Origin of the sequence: Streptomyces sp. NPDC050548, from assembly GCF_044457385.1 — a bacterium.
Taxonomy (GTDB): Bacteria; Actinomycetota; Actinomycetes; order Streptomycetales; family Streptomycetaceae; genus Streptomyces.
Genome location: NZ_JBITGV010000005.1, coordinates 235,531 through 258,525, shown reverse-complemented (window position 1 = coordinate 258,525; position 22,995 = coordinate 235,531). Strand labels below are relative to the sequence as shown.

Sequence of the window (22,995 nt, the reverse complement as noted above, 5' to 3'; positions counted from 1 at the left end):
GAAACGATCCGCTGCTGACGTTCATGCGGGAGGAACGCCGGGACTTCCAGGCTGCTTTCGAAGATGTACCCGAACACCCGTTCCCGGCAGCGATCTCTGCATGCTGCCGAGGCAAGCACGGGCTCTGGGCGTCGCGCGTCAGGGCGTTGGTGACGGCCCGTAGTGGTGGGCGAGGTCGGCGGCGAGGTCGCGGAGGTGAGCCCTGGCTTCGGTGGGGCCGTGCACGGTGATGGCGCTCCCGAACGGCAGCAGTGCTCGCACGTCCTCCAGATGAAGGAAGCGGATCGTCACCTTGCGGCCGGGGGCGGATTCCTCCTGGTCGTCCGGGACGAGCCGTAGGCCGAAGATCCGTTGCGCTCGCTCGAACTGGGTCCGGTCGATGGTGGCGCTGACCTCTGTCGTGTGGTTGTGCTCCCACTGATCGGTGAGCGCTGCGGCGACGGTGGCCAGGGTCTGGCTCTCGCGGATCCGTCGTGGCTGGTCGACTTCCTGCCACGTCGTGATCCGTTCGAGTCGGTACATCCGTGGCGCTCTGGCGCAGTCGGCGACGAGGTACCAGATGCCGGCCTTGGCGAGCAGCCCGTAGGGATCCACGACCAGGTCGCGTGGGCCTGACTCGCGTGGGCTGTCGTACTCGATCCGTAGCCGGCGGCCTCGCCGCACCGTGCCGATCAGCGAAGCCGGAGTCGTGCCGGATGTCGGTGTCTGACGCCAGGGACGGCTGTCCACGTGCACCACGTCGGTGAGCGGCAGGAGTTCATGGACTCGACGCGGCTGTGCGGCGGCGATCTTGGAGAGCGCGCGCCGGCTCTCGGCCGATGCGTCGAGCTCCGCACGTTGCTTCTCGTCCAGCCCGGTGAGCGACAGATGATCGCGCTCGCCCGGTGTGAGCCGCGTGAGGTCGGGCCCGGACCCGGGCAGCATGGTCACGCCGCCGAGGCGGCCCCGGTGTGCGGTCACCGGCAGACCGGCGTCGCGGAGCCAGTTCAGGTCCCGGGTGATGGTTCGAAGGGACACCCCGAGCGCTGAGGCGAGTTCCTGTGTGGTCACGGTGTCCCTCGATGCGAGGAGCAGCATCAGGGTGAAGAAGCGGTCTGGGGTCACCCACCGATTTTTTCAGGAATTGCGACACGATGCGGCGCATATCCCGGTCAGGGTGGCGGCTGCGTACCTGTCTACGACCTGGGAGAAGGCACAACCATGACCACATCCGTCGTGTCCATCGTCTACGTGAACGACGCTCCCGCCGCGGCTCGTTTCTACGGCGACCTGCTCGGCCTGAGCCCCTCGTTCGAGACGTCGGGATACATCACCTTCGACCTCGGGCCGGGCGCCGACCTCGGTGTGTGGTCCGGCCAGTTCGAGGATCTGTCACCGGAGGTCCCGCGCACCAGTGAGGTCTGCCTGGCCATCGGCGGTGGACCCGACGAGCTCAACGCGATCTTTGAGCGGTGGAGGTCCAAGGGGGTCACGATCCTGCGCGAGCCTCATGACGCGGGGTTCGGGCCGACCTTCCTCGCGGCCGATCCTGACGGGAACCGTATCCGCGTCGCACCGCGGGGCTGAAAGGCCGCGACGCGGCAGGCGCGCACGACCGGTGTCGCGCCTGCCGTCGTCCGGCTTCGAGAGGACGACGAGCGCCCCACGCGCATGCGCCCCTGAGCGTCGAGGGCCGTAGGCGGCTCGGGCACTCGCCGCCGGTGATCACCCTTGGTTACTATGCTCACTTCATGCCGGAGGCCGGAGATTCCCCCCAAAGCTGATGGCGGGCAATTTCCACTCCTCGACGCCCTTGAGGCCGGCTGTGGACTGCAAGGGTGAAGAGTAAGGTGGCCTGAGAAAGTGCTGAGAGAGGTCGCGGCAACCCGCTATATCGAACCCTTGCGTTCCGGCGGCTCCGTCCCCGGAGTCGTCGAGGCCGACGACCTCGGCACCTACGTCGTGAAGTTCACCGGCTCCGCGCAGGGCCGCAAAGCGCTGGTCGCCGAAGTGATCGTCGGGGAGCTGGCCCGCGCGCTCGGACTGCGCTTCCCCGAACTCGTGCTCGTGCACTTCGATCCGGAGATCGCCGACGAGGAACCGCACCAGGAGGTCCGGGACCTGCACAGTGCGAGCGCGGGCCTGAACCTCGGCATGGACTATCTGCCGGGTGCGCGGGACTTCACCCCGGAGGTCGCCGCGCGCTGCACGGTCGACCCGCTGGAGGCCGGGAAGATCGTCTGGCTCGACGCGCTGACCGTCAACGTCGACCGTACGGTCCACAGCTCCAACCTGATGATCTGGCCGACCCTCGGCATCGCACCCCCGCGACTGTGGCTCATCGACCACGGTGCCGCCCTCGTCTTCCACCACCGCTGGGACGGCGCCGACCCCACGAAGGCCTACGACTTCCGCCACCACGCCCTCGGCCACTACGCCCCCGACACCCGGGCCGCAGACGCCGAGTTGGCCCCCAGGGTGACCGAGGAGCTGCTGCGCCGGATCGTGGCCGAGGTGCCGGACGCCTGGCTGGCCGGCGAACCGGGCCTCGCGACCCCCGACGCCGTCCGGGAGGCGTACGTCGTCTACCTCCACGCGCGCGTGGAGGCATCCGCGGCCTGGCTCCCCACCGACTTCCCCAGCGGGGAGGAACGCGCCGCGGAGGAGGCCCTCCGCGCGGCGAAGACACAGCAGGGCCGCCCGAGTTGGCTCAAGCGGGTCCCCGACCTGCACGGCAAGCCGGCGGCGGAACAGGATTGGTCGGTACACCTGGGATGACGGGGAAGACGACGGGCATGACCCAGCGAGTCGAGATCGAGTACTGCACCCAGTGCCGTTGGCTGCCGCGCGCGGCCTGGCTGGCGCAGGAGCTGTTGACCACCTTCGAGACCGAGTTGACGGAACTGTCCCTGAAGCCCGGCACGGGCGGTGTCTTCGTCGTCCGCGTCAACGACGAGGTCGTGTGGGACCGCCGTGTGCAGGGTTTCCCGGAACCCACGGCCGTGAAGCAGCTCGTACGCGACCGAGTGGCCCCGGACAAGTCCCTGGGCCACTCGGACAAGTGAGCTTTTCCCCGCGCTCGTTGAGATTCAGCCCTTGAGCTGCTCGTACGCCGGCAGGGTCAGGAAGTCCGCGTAGTCGGCGTCGAGCGCGACCTCCAGGAGCAGGTCGTGGGCCTGCTGCCAGTGGCCCGCGGCGAAGGCGTCCGCGCCGATCTCGGCACGGATGTTCTCCAGCTCCTCGGCGGCGATCTTGCGCGCCAGCTCGGGAGTCGCCTTCTCGCCGTTCTCGAACTCGACGTCCGCGTTGATCCACTGCCAGATCTGCGAGCGCGAGATCTCGGCGGTGGCCGCGTCCTCCATCAGGTTGAAGATGGCGACCGCGCCGAGCCCGCGCAGCCACGCCTCGATGTAACGGATGCCCACCTGAACGGCGTTGACGAGCCCCGGGTACGTCGGCTTCGCGTGCAGCGAGTCCACGGCGATCAGGTCGGCCGCCTTGACCTCGACGTCCTCGCGCAGCCGGTCCTTCTGGTTCGGCCTCTCGCCGAGCACCGCGTCGAAGGAGGCCAGGGCGATCGGCACCAGGTCCGGGTGAGCCACCCAGGACCCGTCGAAACCGTCGCCAGCCTCACGGTCCTTGTCCGCCTTGACCTTCTCGAAGGCGACCTTGTTGACCGCCTCGTCCCGGCGGGACGGGATGAACGCCGCCATGCCGCCGATCGCGTGCGCCCCGCGCTTGTGGCAGGTACGGACGAGGAGTTCGGTGTACGCCCGCATGAACGGGGCCGTCATCGTGACCGCGTTGCGGTCCGGGAGGACGAACTTGGGCCCGCCGTCACGGAAGTTCTTCACGATGGAGAACAGGTAGTCCCAGCGGCCCGCGTTCAACCCCGAGGCGTGGTCGCGGAGTTCGTAGAGGATCTCCTCCATCTCGTACGCGGCCGTGATCGTCTCGATCAGCACGGTCGCGCGGATCGTGCCCTGCGGGATGCCGACGTAGTCCTGCGCGAAGACGAACACGTCGTTCCACAGCCGCGCTTCGAGGTGGGACTCGGTCTTCGGGAGGTAGAAGTACGGGCCCTTGCCCAGGTCCAGCAGCCGCCGCGCGTTGTGGAAGAAGTACAGCCCGAAGTCCACGAAGGCGCCCGGGACTTGCTCACTGTCGACCAGCAGGTGACGCTCGTTGAGATGCCAGCCGCGGGGCCGCATGACGACGGTCGCCAGCTCCTCATCCGCCTTCAGGGCGTACGACTTACCGGAGTTGGGGTCGGTGAAGTCGATCGCGCGGGTGTAGGCGTCGATCAGATTGAGCTGGCCCGTGACGACGTTCTCCCACGTGGGCGCCGAGGCGTCCTCGAAGTCCGCGAGCCAGATCCTCGCGCCCGAGTTGAGGGCGTTGATCGTCATCTTGCGGTCGGTGGGGCCGGTGATCTCGACCCGCCGGTCGTTCAGCGCGGCGGGGGAGGGGGCCACCTTCCAGGAGTCGTCCGCGCGGATCGCGGCGGTCTCCGGGAGGAAGTCGAGCGTGGAGGTACGGGCGATCTCCGCGCGGCGCTCGGCCCGGCGGGCGAGGAGTCCGGCCCGGCGGGGCGTGAACCGCCGGTGCAGCTCGGCCACGAAGGCGAGCGCCTCGGCGGTGAGGACCTCCTCCTGCCGGGGCAGCGGTTCGGCGTCGACGACGACCGGCGAGGACGGCGCTGGTGCGGACATGAACTGTCACTTCCTTCAGCGAGCGTGGCACCGGGTGCCAGATGACCCGGGTAGGACGGAGAGCACCCGAGGGGCCGCCGGGCGCTTCTGAACAGTGGATACTAGTTTCCTCATTGTGGAAGTTCAATGGTTTGTTGACGTCGAGATTCTCCGTATCGAGCCAAAGTGGCGCTCAGTGTCACCCCGTTCACTCAAGGTGGACGAGATCCGCCTCAGTGTCGATGTCGTACGGCTCCGCCGCATCCCCGCACTCGACGAGCACGACCTCGTCCGCGTGCGCCTTGAGGTACGCCCGCGCCCCCCGGTCCCCGGTCGCGCTCTCGGCGATCCCGGCCCAGTGCGCGGCCCCGAACAGCACCGGATGCCCGCGCACCCCGTCGTAGGCGGCCGAGACGAGCGAGTCCTCGGAGCCATGGGCCGCCAGCACCCGCGCCACCGCCTCCGCGCCGATCCCGGGCTGGTCCACGAGCGACACGAGCACCGCCCGCGCCCCCGTACCGGCCAGCGAGTCGAGTCCGGCCCGCAGCGAGGACCCCATGCCCCGCTCCCACTCCGGGTTCTCCACGACCACACACCCGGTCAGCTCCGCCCGCTCCCGTACGGCGTCGGCGCGCGCCCCCAGGACCACGTGGACGCGGCTGAGCCCGGCCGCGCGCAGCACCCCGACCGCGTGCTCCACAAGGGGCCGCCCCCGGTGTTCCAGCAGCGCCTTGGGCCGCCCGCCGAGCCGCCGGCCGCCCCCGGCGGCGAGCAGCAGCCCGGCGACCTGGTCTTCGTTTCGCGTCATACGTCCTGCATACCTGACCGGGCGGCGACGGCACGGAATCCTCCGACTCAATTTCGGTCCGCGGAGTGGCGCAGCCCGCACCGGGTGGCGTTTACTGGCCCGCGTCCCTCGGTGCCCGACCAGTGTCGCGGGGTGCGCGGCGGGATCACAAAGTTCTTGCGCACGACGGCGTGCGAGGGGGGAGAGCTGTGTTGCGGAGCTTGGGGCAGAGGCCAGTGACCGGCAGCGACGAGGATCCGAGGGTGGCGGAACTGCGGACCGCGGTGTCCCGGTTGCGCCGCGAACTGGCCGCGCATCCGGCCGAGTTCCCCGACCGTGTCATCGCCGAGGACGAACTCGCGGCGCTGGCCGCGATGACCATCGACGGCATCCCCGAAATCCCGCGACTGCGCCGCTCGTTGCTCCTCATCGCCGGCGCGATCGGCTCGGTGAGCGCCCTCACGAGGGGACTGACGGACGTACGCAACGCCGTGGACCTGTTCGGCCAACCGCGGGGCGGCCAGGGCTAGTTCGGCGCCGGGAACGCTCCCCGATAGCCGGCGTGCCCGGACCGGTGCTCGAACTCGCCGCACAGCCAGGTCTCCTGGACGAATTCGGTGTGCTCGTCCCAGAGGGTGAAGATGCCCGTCGGGCCGTGCTTGCCGTCGACCTGGCGGTAGCGGTCCTTGACGTCACGGAAGCAGGCCAGCCCCGCCATCAGCCCGTTGCCGGCCGGGTTGTAGTCGGACCAGGCGCACGCGACACAGGCCCGGAGTCGTACGCCCGCCGGGAGGAGCAGGCGCTGGAGGTCGTTCAGGGCGTCCTCGAAGGTGTCGTGGTCCTCCGTGGTCAGGTGCTCGTGCCCGTCCAGGCGCAGGACGGTGAACAGCCGCTCCGTGTCCAGGCCCCCGCCCGGCCCGCCCGGCCCGCCGAGCCACAGCGCGCAGTCCAGCGCGGCCGTCCGTACGCCCTGCCCCTCGGCCGTGACGGACATCGGTACGGTCCACTCCAGGAGGCAGGAGCACAACGCCCCGTCGAAGAAGGTGAACGGGACCTCCGGCGGCTCGCCGCCCAGCGCGCCGAGGTCGTCCATGCTGTCCCCCTCGAAGCGGACGCCCCTGATCGTCGTACGGATCGACTCCCGGCCGTCCGACTCGAAGACGACGTCCTCGCCGCCGTGCCGGTCGGTGTACCGCCCGGGCCAGCGCTGTACGCCGCTCACGCGGGGTTCTGGCTGGCGAGCGCCTCCGACAGTTCGCCGGCCACCTGCTGCAGGATCGGCACGATCTTCTCGGTCGCCGACTCGGTGACCCGCCCGGCCGGGCCCGAGATCGAAATCGCCGCCGCCGTAGGGGAGTTGGGCACGGAGACGGCGAGGCAGCGGACGCCGATCTCCTGTTCGTTGTCGTCGATCGCGTAGCCGAGGCGGCGCACGTCCTCCAGGGCCGCGAGGAAACCCTCCGGCGTGGTGATCGTCTTCTCGGTCGCGGCCGGCATGCCGGTGCGGGCGAGCAGCGCGCGCACCTCGTGGTCCGGGGTGTTGGCGAGCAGCGCCTTGCCGACGCCCGTGGAGTGCGGCAGGACGCGTCGGCCGACCTCGGTGAACATGCGCATGGAGTGCTTGGACGGCACCTGCGCCACGTACACGATCTCGTCGCCGTCGAGCAGGGCCATGTTCGCCGTCTCGCCGGTCTCCTCGACGAGCCGGGCGAGGTAGGGGCGGGCCCAGGTGCCGAGGAGCCGGGACGCGGACTCGCCGAGGCGGATCAGCCGCGGGCCGAGGGCGTACCGGCGGTTGGCCTGCTGGCGGACGTAACCGCAGACCACCAGCGTGCGCATCAGCCGGTGGATGGTGGGCAGCGGCAGTCCGCTGCTCGCGGACAGCTCGCTCAGGCCGACCTCACCGCCCGCGTCGGCCATCCGCTCCAGCAGGTCGAAGGCGCGCTCAAGGGACTGGACACCACCCGTGGCGGACTTGGTGGAGTCGGTGCTGCTGGCGATGGACGGCGGCACGGCGCGTTCCTTTCGGCACGGGCGGGAAGGGCTGAAGCCTACCCGGGGGCCGGTTGACTCCCCGCCGGTGCGTAGCTACGTTCTGCTTGCCGGAAGTCTACTTCCGCTTTGCGGAAACATCCAGAGTGTGCGCGTGCGGCACATCGCGGAGAGGTGTGCCCTTGACGGTACGGGAGCGGGAGTGAAGACTCCTTCAACAGAACGTTGAATTCCGTTACGTGGACGTAAATCCCGTTTCCCGGAAGTAACGGAGCGACGACGGTGGCAGAGAGGGGTCCGGGTGTCCGACGCTGAACTGGTGGTGCGCTCCACGCGTGTCATCACTCCCGAGGGAACACGCGCCGCGGCGGTCGCCGTGACCGGCGGAAAGATCACGGCCGTTCTCCCCTACGAGGCCCAAGTCCCGTCCGGCGCACGGTTCGAGGACTTCGGCGACGACGTCCTGCTGCCCGGCCTGGTCGACACCCATGTGCATGTGAACGACCCCGGCCGCACCCACTGGGAGGGCTTCTGGACCGCCACGCGCGCGGCGGCGGCCGGCGGCATCACCACCCTGATCGACATGCCGCTCAACTCCCTCCCGCCGACGACGACGGTCGACAACCTCCGCACGAAGCAGCGAGTCGCCGCCGAGAAGGCTCACATCGACGTCGGCTTCTGGGGCGGCGCCCTGCCCGACAACGTCAAGGACCTGCGCCCGCTGCACGACGCCGGCGTCTTCGGCTTCAAGGCGTTCCTGTCCCCGTCCGGCGTGGACGAGTTCCCGCACCTCGACCAGGACCAACTCGCCCTGTCCCTCGCGGAGATCGCGGGTTTCGGCGGCCTGCTCATCGTGCACGCGGAGGATCCCCACCATCTGGAGGCGGCCCCCCAGCAGGGCGGCCCCAAGTACGCCGACTTCCTTGCCAGCCGCCCCCGCGACGCCGAGGACACGGCCATCGCGGGACTGATCGCCGCCGCCAAGCGCCTCGACGCGCGCGTGCACGTCCTGCACCTCTCCTCCTCCGACGCGCTGCCGCTGATCGCCGCCGCCAAGGCCGAGGGCGTGCGCATCACGGTGGAGACGTGCCCGCACTACCTCACCCTCACGGCCGAGGAAGTCCCGGACGGCGCAAGCGAGTTCAAGTGCTGCCCGCCCATCCGCGAGTCCGCCAACCAGGACCTCCTGTGGCAGGCGCTGGCCGACGGCACCATCGACTGCGTGGTCACGGACCACTCACCATCGACCGCCGACCTGAAGACCGCCGACTTCGCCACCGCGTGGGGCGGCATCTCCGGCCTCCAGCTGAGCCTCGCGGCGGTGTGGACGGAGGCGCGCAAGCGTGGCTACGGCCTTGCGGACGTGGTCCGCTGGATGTCGTCAAGGACCGCACAACTGGCGGGACTTGAGCAGAAGGGCGCCATCGAGGCGGGTCGCGACGCCGACTTCGCGGTCCTCGCGCCCGACGAGACGTTCACCGTGGACCCGGCCGCCCTCCACCACCGCAACCGCGTCACGGCGTACGCCGGAAAGACCCTCAGCGGCGTCGTGAAGTCGGCCTGGCTGCGCGGCGAACGCATCGTGCTGGACGGCGAGTTCACCGACCCGAAAGGCCAACTCCTGACCCGTACCCCCTGATCGACCGATTCCCCGCACCCGCAGCGGCCGACTCCCGAAAGGCAAAATCAGTGACGGCGCAGCATCCATTTCCTTTGGCTCGCTTCACCGGCGACGCGAACCCCTACGGAGGCGGTGACCCGTACGCGGACTACCGCACGGCCGACTTCCCCTTCACCCAGTACGCCAACCTCGCCGACCGGCAACTCGGCGCCGGAGTCATCGCCGCCAACGACGAGTTCTTCGCCCAGCGCGAGAACCTCCTCGTGCCCGGGCCCGCCGAGTTCGACCCCGAGCACTTCGGCCACAAGGGCAAGATCATGGACGGCTGGGAGACCCGCCGCCGCCGCGGCGCTTCGGCGGACCACCCCTGGCCGACGGCGGAGGACCACGACTGGGCACTGGTCCGGCTCGGCGCGCCCGGCGTGATCCGGGGGATCGTCGTCGACACGGCCCACTTCCGGGGCAACTACCCGCAGGCGGTGTCGGTCGAGGCCGTCTCGGTGCCGGGCTCCCCGTCCCCCGAGGACCTGCTCTCCGACGACGTGAAGTGGACGACCCTGGTCCCGCGCACACCGGTCGGCGGCCACGCGGCGAACGGTTTCTCCATCTCGGTCGAACAGCGCTTCACCCACCTCCGCGTCAACCAGCACCCCGACGGCGGCATCGCGCGCCTACGGGTCTACGGCGAGGTCGCCCCGGACCCCGACTGGCTGGCGGCGCTGGGCACTTTCGACGTGGTCGCCCTGGAGAACGGCGGCCGGGCCGAGGACGCCTCCAACCTCTTCTACTCACCCGCCACCAACACCATCCAGCCCGGCCGCTCCCGCAAGATGGACGACGGCTGGGAGACGCGCCGCCGCCGCGACCAGGGCAACGACTGGATCCGCTACGCCCTGGCCGCCCAGTCCCGGATCCGCGCCGTCGAGATCGACACGGCGTACCTGAAGGGCAACAGCGCGGGCTGGGCGTCGGTGTCGGTACGGGACGGCGAGTCCGGCGACTGGCACGAGATCCTCCCGCGCACCCGCCTCCAGCCCGACACGAACCACCGCTTCGTCCTCCCCACTCCGGCGACCGGGACGCACGCGCGCGTGGACATCTATCCCGACGGCGGGATCTCGCGGCTGCGGTTGTTCGGTTCGCTGACGGAGGAGGGGGCGGCGGCGCTGGCGGCGCGGCATCAGGAGCTGGGCGGCTGACGCGAGCCTCCAGGGCCGAAGCGGGGGTCTGGGGGCGCAGCCCCCGAGGGACCCGAGCCACAATCCACCCGCACCCGGAACCGAGTCGACCCCCCGCCGCGTTCTCCCCTCGTGACCCTTCAGCAAGAAATCGTCGGCAACGCCATGCAGATGGCGGTCGTCAACCTGAACCCCGGCCAGACCGTGTACTGCGAGGCCGGGAAGTTCCTCTTCAAGACGACGAACGTGACCATGGAGACCCGGCTGAGCGGCCCGCCCGGCGCCGGACAGCAGCAGGGCGGCGCCGGTTCCGGAGGTATGGGCGGCATCCTCCGGCAGGCCATGGGGACGGCCATGCAGGTCGGCCAGCGCGCGCTCGCGGGCGAGTCGCTGGCGTTCCAGTACTTCACCTCCCAGGGCGGTGAGGGGACCGTCGGCTTCGCCGGCGTGCTCCCCGGAGAAATGCGCGCCCTGGAACTGGACGGCACGCGCGCGTGGTTCGCGGAGAAGGACGCCTTCGTGGCGGCCGAGTCCAGCGTGCAGTTCGGCATCGCCTTCCAGGGCGGCCGCACCGGCATGAGCGGCGGTGAGGGTTTCGTCCTGGAGAAGTTCACCGGGCACGGCACGGTGATCATCGCCGGCGCGGGCAACTTCATCGACCTGAACCCGGCCGACTTCGGCGGCCGCATCGAGGTCGACACCGGCTGCCTCGTCGCCTTCGAGGAGGGCATCCAGTACGGCGTCCAGCGCATCGGCGGCCTCAACCGCCAGGGCCTGATGAACGCGGTGTTCGGCGGCGAGGGCCTCTCCCTGGCCACCCTGGAGGGCAACGGCCGCGTCATCCTCCAGTCCCTCACCATCGAGAGCCTCGCCAACGCCCTGAAGAAGGCCCAGGGCGGCGACAAGCAGGGCCCGACCGGCGGCATGTTCTCGACCCACGCCGGGTGAGCAGCCGTAGCGACCGATGAGTTGCGGGGGCGGGCCGGGTCTGAGCTGATGACACCAACCCCCGCACCAGGAAGCAGGCACCCGACATGGGCAAGCTCGTCTCCACCATCTTCGTCACTCTCGACGGCGTCTACCAGGCCCCCGGCGGCCCCGAAGAGGACACCCGGGGCGGCTTCGAGCACGGCGGCTGGAGCTTCGTGTACGGCGACGACGACTTCGGCCGGTTCGTGGTCGACGTCTTCGACCGCTCCGGCGCCTATCTGCTCGGCCGCCGTACGTACGACATCTTCGCCTCGTACTGGCCGAACATGACCGACCCCGCCGACCCGATCGCGTCCAAGCTGAACGCCCTGCCGAAGTACGTCGCCTCGGCCACCCTCACCGACCCCTCCTGGGCCGGCACCACCGTCCTCGGCGGCGACCTCGCCAAGGAGGTCACCGACCTCAAGGAGCGCACCGAGGGCGAACTCCAGGTGCACGGCAGCGGCGCCCTCGTCCGGTCCCTCCTGGAGCTCGACCTCCTCGACACCGTCCACCTGGTGACCTTCCCGGTCGTGCTCGGCACCGGCCTGCGCCTGTTCCCCGAGGGCACCACGCCGAAGGCCTTCAGGCGCACGGGCGGCACCGTCACCAGCACCGGGGTCTCCATCCAGTCGTACGACCTGGCGGGCCGCCCCACGTACGGCTCGTACGCCGACCCGGAAAACGCCTAGTCAGCCGGGGCCCGCGCGGGTACGGTGATCGTTCCGTGTGGCAGCCGCCGATGTCTCCACCCCTTCGCCGGAGACCGGGAGAGCCGCCCCCATGTCCTCGATCGCCGTACCGCGCGCCGTCGCGCCCCGCCGCACCTGGTCCACCGACCTGCCCGTCCTGCTGGTCGCCGTGGTCTGGGGCGCCAGCTATCTCGCCGCCAAGGACATCACCACCGCCCGTACGGTCCTCGCCGTCCTGGTCCTGCGCTTCGCCCTCGTCCTGCCCGTCCTGGCGGTCGTCGGCCACCGCTCGCTGCGCGCCCTGACGGCCGCCCAGTGGCGCGGCGCGGCCCTGCTCGGGCTGATCCTCGCCGGGATCTTCCTCCTGGAGACCTACGGCGTCGTCCACACCTCGGCGACCAACGCGGGCCTCATCATCAGCCTCACCATGATCTTCACCCCGCTCGCCGAGTCCGCGGTGACCCGCACCCGGCCCTCCCGTGCCTTCCTCGGGGCCGCCGCGCTCTCCGTGCTCGGCGTGCTGCTCCTGACCCAGGGCGCCGGCTTCAGCCGCCCCTCCCTCGGTGACCTCCTCATGCTGCTCGCGGCCCTCGCCCGCACCCTGCACGTGCTGGCCATGTCCCGCGTGAAGTCCGTGCGGGGCGCCGACGCGCTGCCCCTGACCACCGTCCAACTCGGCGCGGCCGTAGGGGTGTTCGCGCTGCTGTCGGCCGGCGCCGACACGACACCGTGGGCGACGGCGGCGGACTTCGGGCCGCGCGAGTGGGCCGGGCTGCTGTTCCTGTCCGTGTTCTGCACCCTGTTCGCCTTCTTCGTCCAGATGTGGGCCGTACGCCGGACCTCCCCCTCCCGGGTCAGCCTGCTGCTCGGCACCGAGCCGCTGTGGGCCGCCGCGGTCGGCATCGCGCTCGGCGGGGAACGGCTCGGCGCGTTCGGACTGGCGGGCGGCGTGCTCGTCCTGGTCGGGACGGCGTGGGGGCGCGGCGCCGCACGGTGACGCACGAAGGACTCACTGGCCTCGGTCATTCATCCGATAAATAGCCCCAGTACGTTCGTGAATCGTCTCTTTGGTGAGAGCGAGATGCCTCAGAGGTCGGATCTTTTGGCTGCACGACCATTGCTTGTTCCTCGGGGTCTCATTAATTTACGAATTAATCCCGACCGTCCCGTCCGAGGAGATCCGCCGTGCCTTCTTCCTCCCGTCGTGACTTCCTTCGTCTGACCGGTGTCGCCGGTGGTGGTCTCGCCGCCTTCGGTGGCCTGCCCCCGTTCGTGGCGCATGCCGCCCCCGAGCGCCCCGCTCACGCGGACATCGTTCCGGAGGCCGAGGCCACCACCCTCTGGTACCGGCAGCCGGCCGACGAGTCGCACATCATCCAAGAGGCGCTTCCCGTGGGCAACGGCAGGATGGGTGCCCTGGTCGGCTGTGACCCCGCGGACGACTTCGTGTACCTCACGGACGGTTCGTTCTGGACGGGCGGGCGCAACGACACCCTCACCAGCGACGGTCAACTTCCCTACGGAGCCGATGACTTCGGCAGTTTCGGACTGCTGGCCAAACTCCGCGTCACGTTGCCGGGCCACACCGCGCAGGAGATCAGCGGCTACCGGCGCAGTCTCGACCTGAGCAACGGTGTCGTGTCCGCGACCCATCAGCACCACGGCACCCGTTTCCGCCGCGAGATCTACGCCAGCCATCCCGACGACGTGATCGTGGTCCGGCTCACCGGGGACGGCACCCACACCGGTGCGATCTCGCTGGAGGGCGCGCACGGCGAGACCACGTCGGCGGACGGGAAACAGCTCTCGTTCGCCGCGACCCTGAAGAACGGCCTGCGGTACGCGGCCTCCGTGACCGCCGTGAGCAGCACCGGAACCATCAGGGCCGAGGACGGCAAGCTGTCCTTCTCCGGCTGCCGCGAACTGCTGATCGCGGTCTGCGCGGGTACCGACTACGCACCCGACGCCGACAAGGACTTCCGCGACCCGTCCCTGGTCCCGCTCACGGTGGCCCGCGCCAAGAGCACTGCCGCGGCGAAGGTCTCCGGCGCCGCTCTGCTCGCCACCCACGTGGCCGACTACCGGCGGCTCTACGACCGCTTCTCGATCGACCTCGGCAGATCCTCGACGGTGCAGCGGTCGCTGGACTCGTGGTCGCGCATCGCCGTCAGACACACCGACGCGTCCACCCCGGACCCGGAGTTGGAGGCTGCCTACGTCCAGTACGGCCGCTACCTGACCATCACCGGGTCCAGGGACTGGCTGCCCATGAACCTCCAGGGGCTGTGGATCCACAACAACACCCCTGACTGGTACGCCGATTACCACACCGACATCAACGTGCAGATGAACTACTGGCTGGCCGACCCCGCCGGACTGGGCGACAACGCGGAGGCGCTCGCACGCTACTGCCGGTCCCAACTGCCGGTCTGGACCGATGTGACGAGACGGCTCTTCAACAGCCCCGACAACCGTTTCCGCAACAGCTCGGGAAACGTGGCCGGTTGGGCCATCGCCTTCTCCACCAACATCTACGGCGGCAGCGGCTGGGCCTGGCACCCCTCGGGCAACGCCTGGCTCTGCGCGACACTTTGGCGCCACTACGAGTACTCCCAGGACCGCGCGTACCTGGAGACGATCTACCCGGTGCTCAAGGGGGCCGCCGAGTTCTGGAAGGCACGGCTGATCACCACCGAGGTGACCGACGCGGACGGTTCGTCCCGCGAGGTCCTGGTGGACGACACCTCCTGGTCGCCGGAGCACGGCCCGGACGGCAGGGGAAACACCTACGGGCAGGAGCTCGCGTGGGAACTCTTCCGGGAGTTCGCCGTCGCGGCCCGCACGCTGCGCCGCGACACCGACCTCGCCGCCGAGCTGGAATCGATGCGCGCCCGGCTCCATCTCCCGCGCGTCAGCCCGAAGACCGGCTGGCTGGAGGAGTGGATGAGCCCCGACAACCTCGGCGAGACGACACACCGCCATCTCTCACCGCTCATCGGATTCTTCCCCGGCGACCGGATCTCCGTGGACACCAGCCCGCGCGAACTCGTGGACGGCGTACGCGCACTCCTCACCGCCAGGGGAATGGACAGCTTCGGCTGGGCCTGTGCCTGGCGATCACTGTGCTGGTCGCGGCTCAAGGACGCCGAGAAGGCCTACCAGCTCTATCTCACCGTGCTGCGCCCTTCGATGAACAACGGCAACGGCACCTCGGCGAACTGGTTCGACATGTACAGCCAGGGCAGCTACACGATCTTCCAGATCGACGCCAACCTCGGCGGCCCCGCCGCAGCGCTGGAGATGCTCCTGTACTCAAGGCCGGGAGTCCTCGAACTGCTCCCGGCACTGCCCAAGGCCTGGGCGGCCAAGGGCTCCGTCGCCGGGATCGGCGCCCGTGGCGGATTCACGGTCGACTTCTCCTGGCGCGACGGCAGGGCGACCACGGTCACGGTCCGAAGCGTCGGGGGGACGGAGACGGAACTCCGCGCCGGGAAGGTCCGTAAGAAGATCTCCCTCAAGCCCGGGGCATCCGTGAAGATCGACCTTTAGCGAGGCGCGAAGCATCTGTCGTCGGAACACGCGGCGATGCGAGTCCGCGCGGGACTCGCATCGCCTGGTGGTGTCCGGGCCGGCCGGCCAGGTAGGTGCTACTTCGTGGCGAGGAACAGATAGTCGGCCGTGTAGGGGACACGGGCGGTGGGCTGCTCGGTCGGGTTGCAGGTGCCGGACGGGGCGACGCCGCCGACGGTGTCGAGCCGCAGTACCGAGGTGGTCTTGGACAGAAGTCCCTTGCTCTTGCCGGTCTGCTGGGCGCGGAGCAGGAGTTGGGGGATGTTGCCCTTGCCGTTGTCGAACTTGTTGACGACGGTCCCGGTCACCGAGGAGCCGTCCGGGGCGATCCACTGCGGCGGGCCGGCGGGGCCGTGCTTGGCGAAGCTGTGCTGGATGCCGCCCTGGAGGGTGGCGTCGACGTTGTCCTGGGTGAAGGCGTAGGAGCCGTCGTCCTGCTTGGTGCAGGCGTAGATCTGCGCCCCCTTGACGACGCCGGCCAGCGCCGAGTGCCGGATGGCGTCGGGCAGCGAGACCGCGCCCGGCAGTGCGACGGCCTGTCCGCGGACCGCGCCGCCGGGGAACTCGGCGGTGTGCAGGTTGAAGTAGAACTGGTCGGGATGCGCCTTGATGCTCCGCAGCAGGTCGGCGTCCTTGACCTTCACGGTGCCGAACACGAACGGCGTGCCGCCCTTGAGCTTCTCCATGAAGAACGGGATCTTCACGTCACCGTTGGTGCCCCGCGCACCCTGGTGGAGATGGGCCATGGTCGGGGTGCCGATACCCGTCCACGCGAACGCGAACGACACCTCGTCGCCCTGGATCCGCATGAGGGCCACCGCGCTGCCGTCCTTGTCGCCCACCGCCGGCTTGCCCTTGACGGGCACCTCGTTGTCACCGGTGAGGATCGTGGTGAAGTACTGCGCTCCGGGCGCGTTCTCGGAGTAGCGGCCGATGGCACCCGCCGCCTGCGTCGCCCCCGTCGCCGCCGGATGGGACACGGTGGCGTCGGCCGCACCGTCCACGCCGTTGCAGGCGGTCAGGAGCAGGGTGCCGGTGATCGCGGTCGCGGCGATGGTCCCGAATCGCTTGAACATCATGTGTCTCGTTCTCCCCGTGATTGCCGATCCGCGGTTGCCCCGCGGTCGTTCTCCCTCCATCACGGGGCCCCTGGGGCGATCCCTCACCCGATGACACTCCTGAGACACGCCTGAGAAGGGATGGCATCACTGAGGACACGATCTTGACATTACGACGCACATCGACCGCCCGCGGAGAGACAGCTGGGTGGACGCCGGTGACGGCCGCGAAGGCCCCCGGCCCCAACTCGCCCTTGCCGCGCGGGCGGTGGATACGGAGACCGGGTGCGGCCCGCGCCCGCCGAACCCCCGCAGTCCGCGAACCCGCCGACTCAGCGGCCCTGTTGGTCGCCGCCGGACATCGACCGCGCCGTGAGCGGCAGGACACGTGCGGTGCCCTGCCCCGGAAGGCGGACGGCACCCGCTCCAGGACACCGCCCGCGAAGACGTCGTACAACGGCAGGGATTCCAGGTGGACATAGCCGATGTGGCAGTCGCAGACGGCCAGTGGACACGCGCGCGGGCGCAGCGCCGCCCGGTACGAGCCGTCGTACAGATTTCCCAGCTCGTCGCGGACGAAGTGGCAGCGGCGGACCGTGCCGGTGCCGTCGACCGAGATCACGGACTCGCCGGCAAGGAGGCCGCGGAGATCCGGCTGCTCCTCCTGGACGCCGTCCTCGGGCAGCACGACGCCCCGTGGCTCGCGGCGTTCCCCGCCAACGACGGCCCGATCGACGCGCTGTCCGCGGTGTGCCGCGGCGCCGGCTGGTGGTGGCCGTTCGTCCGGGGCGCGGTGCTGACGGAACGCCCCTCGGCCCTCCACCGCGACGAGGCCGGACGACTCGACCACGGGGACGGCCCGGCACTCGCGTACCCGGACGGCTTCGCCCTGCACGCCTGGCGCGGCATGCCGGTCCCGGCCGCCTTCCTGGCCGAACTGCCCACGCTGACCCCCGAACGCGTCCGGGCCGAGGAGAACGCCGAGCTGCGCCGCGTGATGCTGGAGTACTACGGCTACGACCGGTACCTCGCCGATTCGGGCGCCCGCCCCCTGCACCGGGACGAGACCGGCACGCTGTGGCGGATCGACCTGGCCGACGACGAGCCCGTGGTCATGGTGGAGGTCCTCAACTCCACACCGGAACCCGACGGCACCCACCGCACGTACTGGCTACGGGTACCCCCGTCGACGCGCACGGCCAGAGCGGGAGTCGCCTGGACCTTCGGCCTGGACGCGGAGGCGTACGCACCCGAGCGGGAGACCTGACAGTCCCGTACGACCGGCGCCAGGACGTGCCTCGCCCCGCGGCCCATGATCGTGGGGGGAGCCGCGGGGCGAGGGGTGAGCGATGGTGCAGCCGGTGGGAGCCGGACGCCCGGGTGACTACGGAACGGACCTGACCGACCGGCTCAGCAGCCGAAGTTGATCAGGTCGAAGGTGACGTAGTGGTCCGAGGTGTAGTAGTCCTCCTGCGTCTTCTTCCCGGTGACGATCCGGCGCGCTCCGCGCGTGGACGAGCCGGGAGTCTTGACCGTGTACTCGTGGTAGTAGCCGGACGCCTGGCTGGGGAGGACGCCTTCCTGGTTGCGGAAGACGACGCCGTCCTGCGAGTACGGGAAGGGGCCGTTCGTCGCGATCAGGTCGAGCGTGTCGTACGCCTGCGAGGGCAGGTCGCTGTAGCAGATGCTGCCGACCGCGGCGGCCGCCGGGGTCGCGGTGGCGACGGTGCCGCCGATGAGGAGAGTGGACAGGACGGCGGCTGCTGCGCCGATGCCGGTGATCCGTGGGGGGAATCTCATGGCTTCATGATGACGCGCGTAGATAGTGGCATGTCAATGACAACAGCGGAGATTTTCCCGTCAAGTCCGATGAGTTTTCGGGAAGTTAACCTGACGCGCGCCGTCTCCACGCGGTCTTCGCACGGGCAGCGAACACCTCCGTGGGCCGCGGGGCGAGGTGTGTCCGCCGAAAGTCTGTGATGCCGCGACTTTGGTCGACGATCCCCGTCGGGGTGGGGTGACCGGGCCCGGCCCTGCGTAGATTTGTCGACCGTGACCGATGACAGGACCGCGCAGGTACCGTCGGCGTTCGCGGGGCGCCGCTGGCTGCTGCCGTCCGCCGTGGCGGACGAACTCGACCCGGACGTCGAACGGCCGGGACGGCCCCGCCGTACCGCACGCGACTGGGTCGTCGACACCTCCTGCTTCCTGCTGGCCGTGATCATCGCGCTGATCGCCGCGCAGAGCCTCAGGGACGACACCGGGACCTCGCACGCCCTGGCCGTCGTGGACCAGCTGATCGGAGTCCTCGCCTGCTTCACCGTGTGGCTGCGCCGCCGCTGGCCGGTCGGGCTGGCGATCGCCATGATCCCCGTCGGCATCGTCTCGACCACGGCGGGCGGCGCCGGCCTGGTCGCCCTCTTCACCCTCGCCGTGCACCGCCCCTTCCGGTACGTGGCCTGGATCGGCGGTATCCAGCTCGCCCTGACCCCGGTCTTCTTCTGGCTGCGCCCCGACCCCGACCTGCCGTACGCCGGCGCGGTCGCGTTCACCGAACTGTTCACCCTCACCGTCATCGGCTGGGGCATGTTCGTCCGCTCCAAGCGGCAGCTCATGCTCAGCCTGCGCGACCGCGCCCGGCGCGCCGAGACCGAGGCGGAACTCCGTGCCGAGCAGGCCCAGCGGCTGGCCCGGGAGGCCATCGCCCGCGAGATGCACGACGTGCTCGCCCACCGGCTGACCCTGCTCAGCGTGCACGCCGGCGCGCTGGAGTTCCGGCCGGACGCGCCCCGCGAGGAGGTCGCGCGGGCCGCCGGCGTCATCCGGGAGAGCGCCCACGAGGCGCTGCAGGACCTGCGCGAGATCATCGGCGTCCTGCGCGCGGGCGAACCCGACGACACCGGCCGCCCGCAGCCCACGCTCGGCGCCCTGGACGCGCTGGTCACGGAGTCCCGCGAGGCCGGCATGAAGGTCACCCTCGACAACCGGGTCAGCGACCCCGCCACGGTCCCCAGCTCGATCGGCCGCACCGCCTATCGCATCGCCCAGGAGGCCCTCACCAACGCCCGCAAACACGCCCCCGGCACCGAGGTCACGGTGACGGTCTTCGGCCAACGCGGTCAGGGCCTGAAGGTCGTCGTGGACAACCCGCCCCCGGAGGGAGAGGTCCCGCACGTCCCCGGCTCCGGGCAGGGCCTGATCGGCCTGACCGAGCGGGCGACGCTGGCGGGCGGACGGCTGGAGCACGGCCCGCTGGACGGCGGGGGCTTCCGGGTGGACGCCTGGCTGCCCTGGGGCTGACCCGGCGGCTCTCGCTCGCGGGGCCGTGGTTACGTAGCCCCATGACCGCGATCAGAGTGCTCCTCGTCGACGACGACCCGCTGGTGCGGGCCGGACTCTCCCTCATGATGGGCGGCGCCGCCGACATCGAGATCGTCGGCGAGGCCGCCGACGGCAGCGAGGTCCAGGAACTCGTCGACCGCGTCCACCCCGACGTCGTCCTCATGGACATCCGCATGCCCGCGGTGGACGGACTGACCGCCACGGAACGGCTGCGCTCCCGCGGCGACGCGCCGCAGATCATCGTTCTCACCACCTTCCACGCCGACGAACAGGTTCTGCGGGCCCTGCGCGCGGGAGCCGCCGGCTTCGTCCTCAAGGACACCCCGCCCGCCGAGATCATCGACGCGGTGCGCCGGGTCGCGGCCGGCGATCCCGTCCTGTCGCCGGCGGTCACCCGCCAGTTGATGGAACACGCGGCCGGCACGGGCACCGGTACCGACACCCGTCGCGCACGCGCGCGTGCCCGCCTCGCCGTCCTGGGAGACCGCGAACGCCAGGTCGCCGTCGCCGTCGGACAGGGCCTGGCCAACGCCGCGATCGCCACCGGCCTCTTCATGAGCGTCGCCACCGTCAAGACCCACGTCTCCCGCATCCTGGCCAAGCTCGACCTCAACAACCGTGTGCAGATCGCCCTGTTGGCGTACGACGCGGGCCTCCTCGAAGAGGACGGCGACGGCGGGCACTAGCCGCTGCCGCCGCGCGTTCCCACTGCGCTGGGAGATCTCGGGGGATCGTCCGGGATGGGGGCACAGCATGACCGAGGCAATCGATCTGGGGGAGTTCGGCGAGGAGTTCCGACGCGACCCGCATCCGGTGTACGCGACGCTGCGGGAGCGCGGCCCGGTGCACCTCGTGCGCCTGCCGGAGCTGGACGAGCACCATGTGACCTGGCTGATCGTGGGGTACGAGGAGGCACGCGCGGCGCTCGCCGACCCCCGGCTGGCCAAGGACGGCAGCAGGACTTCGGGTCCCGAGCGGCTGGCCCTGCGGGCACTGGTCGACTTCTGGTGGGCGCCCTTCGAGGACACGAGGAGCAGCAGGCCCGCCATGGCCCCGACCAGCCACCCCTGGGTGCGGCTGCACCTGCGCTCCTACTGCCCCGAGGCGAAGGAGGCGGCCACGTACAGCATCCAGACCAACCAGGGACGGCCGCGCGAACTGCGTTGCCCCCATTGCGACTTCGGGGCCGCCACGGACGCGGCGACCCCTGCGATACGACTGCTCAACTGAGGGCGTAGCCACCCGCGATCTCGCCGAGCCGGACTGGTCTTCGCTCGCGCCGGGACACCTCGCACGCCTCGGCGATCCGCAGCGCCTGGAGGGCCTCGCGCCCGTCGCAGGGATTGGTCCGCTGACCGACCACGACCTCGACGAAGGCAATCAGTTCGGCCTCGTAGGCGGGCGCGAAGCGCTCCAGGAAGCCGGTCCACGGCTTGGTCGCGGCCGGTGGCCCGGACGGCTCGGTGGACGCGATCGGGGTGCGGTCGTCCAGGCCGACCACGATCTGGTCCAGCTCCCCGGCCAGTTCCATCCGGACGTCGTAGCCCGCCCCGTTCAGCCGGGTGGCCGTCACCGTGGCCAGGGTGCCGTCGTCCAGAGTGAGGACGGCGGCGGCCGTGTCGATGTCACCGGCCTCGCGGAACATCGGGGGCCCGGCGTCCGACCCGGCCGCGAACACGTCGACCACTTCGCGCCCGGTCACCCAGCGCAGCATGTCGAAGTCGTGGATCAGGGTGTCCCGGTACAGCCCGCCGGAGATCGGCAGATAGGCGGCCGGGGGCGGGGTCTGGTCGGAGGTCATCGCCCGCACGGTGTGCAGCCGTCCCAGCCGCCCCGAGCGCACCGCCTCCCGGGCACCCGTGTAGCCCGTGTCGAACCGGCGCTGGAACCCCATCTGAAGGATCGTTCCCGCCGTCTCGACCTCGGCGATCGCAGCCAGCGACCCCGGCAGATCGAGGGCGATGGGCTTCTCGCAGAACACCGGGAGCCCGGAGCGTGCCGCCCTGCCGATTAATTCGGCGTGCGCCGATGTCGCCGTAGTGATCACCACGGCGTCCACGCCCCACTTGAAGATCTCCTCCGTACTCGGTGCCGCCGTTTCCCCCAGCCGGTTCGCCAACTCCTGGGCCCGTACCGGGTCCACGTCGGTGAGGATCAGCGAACCGACCTCACGATGACGGCTGAGCGTCCTGGCATGGATGGTCCCGATGCGGCCCGTACCGATGACTCCGATGCGCATGGGAACAAACTGAGGGCCGACCAGGCACGCTGTCAATGCGTATGTCCGGACAATCGAACTACATCACTTCCCGTCAACCATTCACAGAGCTACGCTCGGCCCGTGCCGAAACCAGATGTGGACCCGACAGTGCCGCTCGAACTCAGCGTGGACCGGAGCAGCCCGGTGCCGCTGTACTTCCAGCTGTCCCAACAACTGGAGGCCGCGATCGAGCACGGCTCGCTGACCCCGGGCAGCCTGCTGGGCAACGAGATCGAACTCGCCGCCCGGCTCGGCCTGTCCCGGCCCACGGTCCGCCAGGCCATCCAGTCCCTCGTCGACAAGGGGCTCCTGGTGCGCCGCCGGGGCGTCGGCACCCAGGTCGTGCACAGCCAGGTCAAACGCCCGCTCGAACTCAGCAGCCTCTTCGACGACCTGGAGGCGGCCGGACAGCGCCCCGCCACGAAGGTCCTCGTCAACACCGTCGTCCCGGCGTCCGCCGAGGTGGCGGCGGCGCTCGGCGTGGCCGAGGACAGCGACGTACACCGCATCGACCGCTTGCGCCTCGCCCACGGCGAGCCGATGGCGTACCTCTCCAACCACCTCCCGCTCGGCCTGCTCGCCCTGGACACCGCACAGCTGGAGGCCACCGGCCTGTACCGGATGATGCGCGCCGCCGGAATCACCCTGCACAGCGCCCGCCAGTCCATCGGCGCCCGCGGCGCCACCGCCGAGGAGGCCGAACGGCTCGCCGAGCCCGAGGGCGCACCGCTGCTCACCATGCAGCGCACGACGTTCGACGACACGGGCCGGGCGGTGGAATTCGGCAGCCATACTTATCGGCCGACGCGCTATTCGTTCGAGTTCCAGCTTTTGGTACGTCCCTGAGTGCACCGCT

The 22,995-nt window shown here is 70.3% G+C and carries 21 protein-coding genes and 3 pseudogenes; 15 read left to right on the top strand and 9 right to left on the bottom strand.

The window, feature by feature from the left end:
• Positions 1–138: 138 nt before the first annotated feature.
• Positions 139–1,104 carry a helix-turn-helix transcriptional regulator gene (locus ACIBJH_RS16795; RefSeq protein ID WP_399117591.1) on the bottom strand — a complete coding sequence of 322 codons (966 nt, stop codon included), beginning with the start codon at positions 1,102–1,104 and terminating at the stop codon, positions 139–141.
• Between the two features lie 96 nt (positions 1,105–1,200).
• Between ACIBJH_RS16795 and ACIBJH_RS16790 the strand changes: the two genes are divergently transcribed.
• The 3 genes from ACIBJH_RS16790 to ACIBJH_RS16780 all read left to right on the top strand — a co-directional run bounded on the left by ACIBJH_RS16790 (position 1,201) and on the right by ACIBJH_RS16780 (position 3,044).
• The gene (locus ACIBJH_RS16790; RefSeq protein WP_399117590.1) at positions 1,201–1,566 is read left to right on the top strand and encodes a VOC family protein; all 366 of its coding nucleotides are present in this window, start codon (positions 1,201–1,203) and stop codon (positions 1,564–1,566) included.
• A gap of 276 nt (positions 1,567–1,842) precedes the next feature.
• Entirely contained in the window at positions 1,843–2,757 is a 915-nt protein-coding gene (locus ACIBJH_RS16785) for a HipA family kinase (protein WP_399117589.1), read from the top strand.
• Positions 2,758–2,774: 17 nt separating this feature from the next.
• Positions 2,775–3,044 carry a SelT/SelW/SelH family protein gene (locus ACIBJH_RS16780; protein WP_399117588.1) on the top strand — a complete coding sequence of 90 codons (270 nt, stop codon included), beginning with the start codon at positions 2,775–2,777 and terminating at the stop codon, positions 3,042–3,044.
• Positions 3,045–3,068: 24 nt separating this feature from the next.
• On the opposite strand, the gene aceB is transcribed toward ACIBJH_RS16780, so the two are convergent.
• Together aceB and ACIBJH_RS16770 are read right to left on the bottom strand one after the other, a co-directional pair.
• Positions 3,069–4,691, bottom strand: coding sequence for a malate synthase A (aceB, locus tag ACIBJH_RS16775; protein ID WP_399117587.1), 1,623 nt, complete (start codon positions 4,689–4,691; stop codon positions 3,069–3,071).
• A 187-nt stretch (positions 4,692–4,878) separates the two neighbouring features.
• Positions 4,879–5,478, bottom strand: coding sequence for an NTP transferase domain-containing protein (locus ACIBJH_RS16770; RefSeq protein WP_399117586.1), 600 nt, complete (start codon positions 5,476–5,478; stop codon positions 4,879–4,881).
• A 215-nt stretch (positions 5,479–5,693) separates the two neighbouring features.
• On the opposite strand from ACIBJH_RS16770, the gene ACIBJH_RS16765 reads away from it, so the two are divergent.
• Positions 5,694–5,987 carry a DUF5955 family protein gene (locus tag ACIBJH_RS16765; protein ID WP_235029506.1) on the top strand — a complete coding sequence of 98 codons (294 nt, stop codon included), beginning with the start codon at positions 5,694–5,696 and terminating at the stop codon, positions 5,985–5,987.
• On the opposite strand, the gene ACIBJH_RS16760 is transcribed toward ACIBJH_RS16765, so the two are convergent.
• Positions 5,984–6,679, bottom strand: a complete 696-nt coding sequence (locus tag ACIBJH_RS16760; protein WP_399117585.1) for a DUF6304 family protein — start codon at positions 6,677–6,679, stop codon at positions 5,984–5,986. The two genes, ACIBJH_RS16765 and ACIBJH_RS16760, sit on opposite strands and share 4 nt — an antisense overlap.
• On the bottom strand, positions 6,676–7,470 hold the full coding sequence (locus ACIBJH_RS16755) for an IclR family transcriptional regulator (RefSeq protein WP_399117583.1): 795 nt from the start codon (positions 7,468–7,470) through the stop codon (positions 6,676–6,678). The genes ACIBJH_RS16760 and ACIBJH_RS16755 overlap by 4 nt, the downstream gene beginning before the upstream one ends.
• Positions 7,471–7,750: 280 nt before the next feature.
• Here ACIBJH_RS16755 and allB point away from each other — a divergent pair, with 280 nt between their 5' ends.
• From allB to ACIBJH_RS16725, 6 genes are all read left to right on the top strand, one after another.
• Positions 7,751–9,088 (top strand): allantoinase AllB, encoded by a 1,338-nt coding sequence (gene allB / locus ACIBJH_RS16750; RefSeq protein ID WP_399117582.1) that lies wholly within the window; start codon positions 7,751–7,753, stop codon positions 9,086–9,088.
• A gap of 50 nt (positions 9,089–9,138) precedes the next feature.
• The gene (gene alc, locus ACIBJH_RS16745; RefSeq protein WP_399117581.1) at positions 9,139–10,269 is read left to right on the top strand and encodes an allantoicase; all 1,131 of its coding nucleotides are present in this window, start codon (positions 9,139–9,141) and stop codon (positions 10,267–10,269) included.
• A gap of 111 nt (positions 10,270–10,380) precedes the next feature.
• Positions 10,381–11,196, top strand: a complete 816-nt coding sequence (locus tag ACIBJH_RS16740) for an AIM24 family protein (RefSeq protein ID WP_399117580.1) — start codon at positions 10,381–10,383, stop codon at positions 11,194–11,196.
• 86 nt (positions 11,197–11,282) lie between these two features.
• Positions 11,283–11,909, top strand: a complete 627-nt coding sequence (locus ACIBJH_RS16735; protein ID WP_399117579.1) for a dihydrofolate reductase family protein — start codon at positions 11,283–11,285, stop codon at positions 11,907–11,909.
• Between the two features lie 91 nt (positions 11,910–12,000).
• Positions 12,001–12,906 carry a DMT family transporter gene (locus tag ACIBJH_RS16730; RefSeq protein ID WP_399117578.1) on the top strand — a complete coding sequence of 302 codons (906 nt, stop codon included), beginning with the start codon at positions 12,001–12,003 and terminating at the stop codon, positions 12,904–12,906.
• Between the two features lie 188 nt (positions 12,907–13,094).
• Complete coding sequence (locus ACIBJH_RS16725) at positions 13,095–15,458, top strand: glycosyl hydrolase family 95 catalytic domain-containing protein (RefSeq protein WP_399117577.1); 2,364 nt, start codon at positions 13,095–13,097, stop codon at positions 15,456–15,458.
• Positions 15,459–15,556: 98 nt separating this feature from the next.
• Here ACIBJH_RS16725 and ACIBJH_RS16720 read toward each other — a convergent pair whose 3' ends face one another.
• Together ACIBJH_RS16720 and ACIBJH_RS16715 are read right to left on the bottom strand one after the other, a co-directional pair.
• Positions 15,557–16,558: a CHRD domain-containing protein gene (locus tag ACIBJH_RS16720; RefSeq protein ID WP_399117576.1), complete on the bottom strand. Its 1,002-nt coding sequence runs from the start codon at positions 16,556–16,558 to the stop codon at positions 15,557–15,559.
• Positions 16,559–16,946: 388 nt separating this feature from the next.
• Positions 16,947–17,168 (bottom strand): annotated as a pseudogene (locus ACIBJH_RS16715) (radical SAM protein); the annotation flags it as partial.
• Here ACIBJH_RS16715 and ACIBJH_RS16710 point away from each other — a divergent pair.
• Positions 17,160–17,804, top strand: a pseudogene (locus tag ACIBJH_RS16710) (DUF6745 domain-containing protein); the annotation flags it as partial. The pseudogenes ACIBJH_RS16715 and ACIBJH_RS16710 overlap by 9 nt on opposite strands.
• A gap of 143 nt (positions 17,805–17,947) precedes the next feature.
• On the opposite strand, the gene ACIBJH_RS16705 reads toward ACIBJH_RS16710, so the two are convergent.
• Complete coding sequence (locus tag ACIBJH_RS16705) at positions 17,948–18,337, bottom strand: ribonuclease (protein WP_019071217.1); 390 nt, start codon at positions 18,335–18,337, stop codon at positions 17,948–17,950.
• Between the two features lie 243 nt (positions 18,338–18,580).
• Between ACIBJH_RS16705 and ACIBJH_RS16700 the strand changes: the two genes are divergently transcribed.
• The 3 genes and pseudogenes from ACIBJH_RS16700 to ACIBJH_RS16690 form a co-directional block, all read left to right on the top strand.
• Positions 18,581–19,837: a sensor histidine kinase gene (locus ACIBJH_RS16700; RefSeq protein ID WP_399117575.1), complete on the top strand. Its 1,257-nt coding sequence runs from the start codon at positions 18,581–18,583 to the stop codon at positions 19,835–19,837.
• Positions 19,838–19,878: 41 nt separating this feature from the next.
• On the top strand, positions 19,879–20,565 hold the full coding sequence (locus tag ACIBJH_RS16695; protein ID WP_399117574.1) for a response regulator: 687 nt from the start codon (positions 19,879–19,881) through the stop codon (positions 20,563–20,565).
• A 67-nt stretch (positions 20,566–20,632) separates the two neighbouring features.
• Positions 20,633–20,839 (top strand): annotated as a pseudogene (locus ACIBJH_RS16690) (cytochrome P450); the annotation flags it as partial.
• 262 nt (positions 20,840–21,101) lie between these two features.
• Here ACIBJH_RS16690 and ACIBJH_RS16685 read toward each other — a convergent pair.
• A complete protein-coding gene (locus ACIBJH_RS16685) occupies positions 21,102–22,118 on the bottom strand; it encodes a Gfo/Idh/MocA family oxidoreductase (RefSeq protein ID WP_399117573.1) in 1,017 nt (338 codons plus the stop codon).
• A 129-nt stretch (positions 22,119–22,247) separates the two neighbouring features.
• Between ACIBJH_RS16685 and ACIBJH_RS16680 the strand changes: the two genes are divergently transcribed.
• On the top strand, positions 22,248–22,985 hold the full coding sequence (locus ACIBJH_RS16680) for a GntR family transcriptional regulator (protein WP_399117815.1): 738 nt from the start codon (positions 22,248–22,250) through the stop codon (positions 22,983–22,985).
• Positions 22,986–22,995 lie beyond the last annotated feature (10 nt).

What these genes read in the sequence shown, in the direction of transcription:
- ACIBJH_RS16780 (WP_399117588.1), top strand. Translation starts at nt 2,775, where the DNA reads ATGACCCAGCGAGTCGAGATCGAGTACTGCACCCAGTGCCGTTGGCTG.
- ACIBJH_RS16705 (WP_019071217.1), bottom strand. Translation starts at nt 18,337, where the DNA reads ATGAGATTCCCCCCACGGATCACCGGCATCGGCGCAGCAGCCGCCGTC.
- ACIBJH_RS16735 (WP_399117579.1), top strand. Translation starts at nt 11,283, where the DNA reads ATGGGCAAGCTCGTCTCCACCATCTTCGTCACTCTCGACGGCGTCTAC.
- ACIBJH_RS16790 (WP_399117590.1), top strand. Translation starts at nt 1,201, where the DNA reads ATGACCACATCCGTCGTGTCCATCGTCTACGTGAACGACGCTCCCGCC.
- ACIBJH_RS16685 (WP_399117573.1), bottom strand. Translation starts at nt 22,118, where the DNA reads ATGCGCATCGGAGTCATCGGTACGGGCCGCATCGGGACCATCCATGCC.
- ACIBJH_RS16770 (WP_399117586.1), bottom strand. Translation starts at nt 5,478, where the DNA reads ATGACGCGAAACGAAGACCAGGTCGCCGGGCTGCTGCTCGCCGCCGGG.
- ACIBJH_RS16730 (WP_399117578.1), top strand. Translation starts at nt 12,001, where the DNA reads ATGTCCTCGATCGCCGTACCGCGCGCCGTCGCGCCCCGCCGCACCTGG.
- aceB (WP_399117587.1), bottom strand. Translation starts at nt 4,691, where the DNA reads ATGTCCGCACCAGCGCCGTCCTCGCCGGTCGTCGTCGACGCCGAACCG.
- ACIBJH_RS16720 (WP_399117576.1), bottom strand. Translation starts at nt 16,558, where the DNA reads ATGATGTTCAAGCGATTCGGGACCATCGCCGCGACCGCGATCACCGGC.
- ACIBJH_RS16695 (WP_399117574.1), top strand. Translation starts at nt 19,879, where the DNA reads ATGACCGCGATCAGAGTGCTCCTCGTCGACGACGACCCGCTGGTGCGG.